Annotated in this window: 1 pseudogene; it reads left to right on the top strand. The window is 73.1% G+C overall.

The features are described 5' to 3' along the window. Window positions 1–71: 71 nt before the first annotated feature. Window positions 72–5,485 (top strand): annotated as a pseudogene (locus tag QH283_RS08080) (amino acid adenylation domain-containing protein); the annotation flags it as partial.

Below are 5,485 nucleotides of genomic sequence, written 5' to 3'. Positions count from 1 at the left end.
AACCTTTTTCGGGGGTGCGCTTCGTGTCGCGGGCCCCCCCCGGGCCCCCGGGGCCCGCCCCCCCGGTGGGGGGGGGGGGGGGGCGCGCCAGGGCCCCGCTGACGCCGCAGAAGCGGCCCGAGCGGGTGCCGCTGTCGCTGGCCCAGCAGCGCATGTGGTTCCTCAACCGCTTCAACATCGGCGCGGGCGCCGAACTCGGCTCCGGCAGCGAGCACGACCTGGCCGCGGCCGCCGACAACATCCCGGTGGCGGTGCGCATGTCGGGTCTGCTCGACCGGCAGGCGCTGCAGGTCGCGGTGGCCGACGTGCTGGCACGGCACGAGTCGCTGCGCACCTACTACCCGGAGATCGGCGGCGTCGGCTACCAGCAGGTGGTCCCGACCGCGCAGGTGATCCCGGATCTCGCCCCGATCGAGACCACCGAGGAGCAGCTGCCGCAGCGCATCGCCGAACTGGTGTTGACCGCCTTCGACGTGACCGCCGAGGTGCCCTTCCGCGCCAGGCTGTTCGAGATCAGCCCCACCGAGCACGTGCTCGCCCTGGTGGTGCACCACATCTCCGCCGACGGTTTCTCCATGGGCCCGCTGACCCGCGACGTCATGGTCGCCTACGGCGCGCGGGTGGAGGGCGGCGAGCCCGCGTGGGCGCCGCTGGAGGTCCAGTACGCCGACTACACGCTGTGGCAGCGCGCGGTGCTCGGTGCGGAGTCCGACCCGGATTCGCTGATCGCGAGCCAGATCGCCTTCTGGAAGCGCGAACTCGGCGGCCTGGTCGAGCAGCTCGACCTGCCGACCGACCGCCCGCGCCCGGCTGTCACCAGCCATCGCGGCGACACCGTCGGCTTCACCGTCGACGCGCAGGTGCACGCCGGGCTGCGCAAGCTGGCCGCCGAGCACAACTCGACGCTGTTCATGGTCGTGCACGCCGCCCTTGCGGTGCTGCTGGCCCGCCTGTCGGGCAGCCGTGACATCGCCATCGGCACGCCGATCGCGGGCCGTGGCGAGCGCGCGCTCGACGACCTGATCGGCATGTTCGTCAACACCCTGGTGCTGCGCACCGAGATCGACCCGGCGGCGGCCTTCGCCGAACTGCTGGCCCAGGTGCGTCGCGTGGACGTCGACGCCTTCGGCCACGCCGACGTGCCGTTCGAGCGGCTGGTCGAGGTGCTCGACCCGGTCCGCTCGCCGTCGCGGCATCCGCTGTTCCAGGTGGCGCTGACCTTCCAGAACACCGCGCCCACCGAGCTGGAGCTGCCCGGCCTGACGGTCTCCGGCGTGGACCCGCAGGTCCCGCTGGCCAAGTTCGACCTGCAGCTGACCCTGGTGGAGAACATCGACGCCGACGGCGCCCCCGCGGGCATCTCGGCCGAGTTCTCCTACGCCACCGACCTGTTCGACGCGGCCACCGTGGACGGCTTCGCGCACCGGCTGACCAGGATCATGAGCACGGTCGCGAATGCGCCGGAGGCCGTGGTCGGCGACATCGACCTGCTCGCCGACGGTGAGCGGGAGCTGGTGCTGCGCGCCTGGAACACCCCGGGGGTGGCCGATCCCGACGCGGCGGGGGCGACCCTGCCCGCGCTGATCGAGGCCCGTGCCGCCGCCGCGCCGGAGGCGACCGCCGTCCGCTTCGGCGAGCGCGTCGTCACCTTCGGCGAACTCCAACGGCGGGCGAGCCGGATCGCGCGCACCCTCATCGGGCGCGGCGTCGGGCCGGAATCGCTGGTCGCGGTGGCGGTCTCGCGCACCGAGGAGCTGCCGGTGGCGCTGTACGCGGTGCTGTTGACCGGCGCCGCCTATGTGCCGATCGACACCACCTACCCGGTGCAGCGGCTCGAGTTCATGCTCTCCGACGCCGCCCCGGTGTGCGTGCTGACCACCGGAGCCGACGCGGAATCCGTTCCGGCCGTCGATGTTCCGGTCGTGCTGCTGGACGAGGCCGAGGCCGGGGCGGGCAGCGAGGCGCCGGTGACCGACGCCGACCGCCTGGCGCCGCTGCGGCCGGACAACCTGGCCTACGTCATCTACACCTCCGGTTCCACCGGTGTGCCCAAGGGCGTGGCGGTCACCCACCGCGACGCGGTGCGGCTGTTCGCCAACACCCAGCCGCTGTTCGGGTTCGGCCCGGCCGACGTGTGGACGCTGTTCCACTCCTACGCCTTCGACTTCTCGGTGTGGGAGCTGTGGTGCGCGCTGGCCTACGGCGGCTCGGTGGTCGTGGTCGACTACCTGACCTCGCGTTCGCCCGAGCAGTTCCGCGAGCTGCTGGTCCGCGAGCGGGTCACCGTGCTCAACCAGCCCCCGTCGGCCTTCTCCCAGCTGGTCGAGGCCGACCGCGCCGCCGCGGCGGCCGGTGACGCGGGCGAGTTCGCGCTGCGCTACGTGATCTTCGGCGGTGAGGCGCTGGACCTGCGGCAGCTGCGCCGCTGGTACGAGCGCCACCCGGCCGACGCCCCGCGGCTGGTGAACATGTACGGCATCACCGAGACCACGGTGCACGTGTCGTACCTGGCCCTGGACGAGGCGCTGGCCGGCAACCCGGCCAGCGTGAGCGGGCGCGCCCTGCCCGGACTGTCGGCCTATGTGCTCGACGACCGGCTCGCGCCGACCCCGATCGGCGTGGCGGGCGAGATCCACGTGACCGGCGAGCAGCTGGCCCGCGGCTATCTCGGCCGCCCCGGCCTGACCGCGACCCGCTTCGTGGCGAACCCGTTCGGCGAGCCGGGCACGCGCATGTACCGCTCCGGCGACGTCGGCCGCTGGGCGGGCTCCGCCGAGACCGCCGCCATCGAGTACGCGGGCCGCAGCGACCAGCAGGTGCAGCTGCGCGGCTTCCGCATCGAACTCGGCGAGATCGAGGCCGCGCTCGAGCAGGTCGCGGGTGTGCGCCAGGCCGTCGTCCTGGTCCGCGCCGACGAGCACGCGGGCGACCGCCTGGTCGGCTACGTGGTGCCCGGCGCCGGCGCCGCGATCGACCCGGTGGCGGTGCGCGAGCAGGTCGCCGGATTCCTGACCGCCTACATGGTGCCGGACGCGATCGTGGTGCTGGCCGAGCTGCCGCTCACCCCGAACGGCAAGCTCGACCGCAGGGCGCTGCCGGAGCCGGAGTTCGTCTCCACGGCGAGCTTCCGCGCCCCGAGCACCCCCGCCGAGCAGGCGGTGGCCTCGGTCTTCGCCGAGTTGCTGCCCGGCGTCGACGAGGTCGGTCTCGACGACGACTTCTTCGCCCTCGGCGGCAACTCGCTGCTGGCCACCCGGGTGGTGGCCCGCGTGAACGAGGCGCTCGACGCCGGCCTGGCCGTGCGCGAGCTGTTCGAGGCGCCGACGGTGGCCGCGCTGGCGGCCCGCACCGCCGAGCGGGCGGGCAGCAGGCAGCGCCGCGCCCTCACGGCTGGCCCGCGCCCGGCGGAGATCCCGCTCTCGCTGACCCAGCAGCGCATGTGGTTCCTCAACCGCTTCGACAGCGACACCGCGGTCAACAACATCCCGCTCGCGGTGCGCATGGTGGGCGACCTCGACGTCGAGGCGCTGCGCCGCGCGGTGTCCGACGTGATCGACCGGCACGAGGTGCTGCGCACCGTCTACCCGGAGAACGCCGAAGGCCAGGGCGTGCAGGTCATCCTGCCCGCGGGCGATCCGCGCCACGTGCCCGACCTCACCCCGATCCTGGTGGAGCACACCGAACTCCCCGACCGGGTGACCGAGCTGGTGCTCACCGGTTTCGACGTCACCAGCGAGGTCCCGGTGCGCGCGGCGCTGTTCCGTGTCGCCGGTTCGGTGGACGGCTCCCAGCCGGTCACCCATGTGCTGGTGTTCGTGGTGCACCACGTCTCCGGCGACGGCTGGTCGGTGGGCCCGCTGGCCCGCGACGTCATGGTCGCCTACGCCGCCCGCTCCCGCGGCGCGGCGCCGGGCTGGACGCCGCTGCCGGTGCAGTACGCCGACTACGCGCTGTGGCAGCGCGAGGTGCTCGGCTCCGAGGACGACCCGGAGTCGGTCATCTCCGCGCAGGTGGCCTACTGGTCGAAGACCCTGGCGGGCCTGCCCGACCAGCTCGACCTGCCCGCGGATCGCAAGCGTCCGGCCGTGGCGTCCAATCGCGGTGGCGTGCACGAGTTCTCGCTGTCCGACGAGCTGGTCGCCGGTCTGGACGAGCTGGGCCGCGCCAACGGCGCCAGCCTGTTCATGGTGGTGCACGCGGCCTTCGCGGCCCTGCTGTCGCGGCTGTCCGGCAGCGACGACATCGCCGTCGGCACCGTGGTCGCCGGCCGCGGCGAGGCCGCGCTCGACGACGCCATCGGCATGTTCGTCAACACGCTGGTGCTGCGCAGCTTCGTCGACCCGGCCGAGTCGTTCACCGATCTGCTCACGCGGGTGCGCGAGATCGACCTGAGCGCCTTCGGCAACGCCGACCTGCCGTTCGAGCGGCTGGTGGAACTGCTCAACCCGGCCCGCTCGCAGGCCAGGCACCCGCTGTTCCAGGTCATGCTGTCGTTCCAGAACACCGGCGAGACCCACTTCGAGCTGCCCGGCCTCGAGGTCTCCGGGCTGCCGCTGGACGTGGTGACCGCCAAGATCGACCTGCACCTGAACGTCACCACCACCGCCGAGGGCACCAAGGCCGAGATCGCCTACGCCACCGACCTGTTCGACGCCGCGACCGTCGCCGGCTTCGCCGAGCGCCTGGTGCGGATGCTGTCCGGTGTGGTCGCCGACCCGGCGCTGCCGGTGGGTGATGTGGAGCTGCTCGACGGCGTCGAGCGCACCCGCTTCGCGCAGTGGAACGCCACCGCCCGCCCGGTGGACCCCGAGGCCACCCTGGTCTCGATGTTCGAGGCGCAGGCGGCGCGCACCCCCGACACCGTCGCGCTGACGTTCGAGGGGACGAGTCTGTCCTACGGCGAGTTCGCCGCCAGGGTGCACGCCCTGGCCCGCCACCTGGTCGAACTGGGTGTCGGACCGGAGTCGATGGTCGCCCTCGGCATGCGCCGCTCGCTGGACCTGGTGATCGGTATGTACGCGGTGAGCGCGGCGGGCGGCGCCTACGTGCCGCTCGACCCCGATCACCCGGCCGACCGCATCGCCTACGTGCTGGACGTGGCCGAGCCGGTCTGCGTGCTGACCACCGCCGCCGACGCGTTCGACGCCGGCGCGGCGGCCACGGTCGAGATCGACCGCGTCGACCTGTCGGCCTACGCCGACACCCCGCTCACCGACGCCGACCGCCGCGCCCCGCTGCGGCCGGACAACACCGCGTACGTGATCTTCACCTCCGGTTCCACCGGCAGGCCGAAGGGCGTGGCGGTGACCCACGCGGCCATCGTCAACCGCCTGGTGTGGATGCAGTCGGAGTACGAGCTGACCCGCGACGACGTGGTGCTGCAGAAGACCCCGGCCACCTTCGACGTGTCGGTGTGGGAGTTCTTCTGGCCGTTGCAGATCGGCGCGCGCCTGGTCGTGGCCAGGCCGGACGGTCACCGCGATCC

Origin of the sequence: Nocardia farcinica, from assembly GCF_029867845.1 — a bacterium.
Classification (GTDB): Bacteria; Actinomycetota; Actinomycetes; order Mycobacteriales; family Mycobacteriaceae; genus Nocardia; species Nocardia farcinica_A.
The sequence above is the reverse complement of the archived record's forward strand: the minus strand, read 5'-3'. Positions and strand labels throughout refer to the sequence as shown.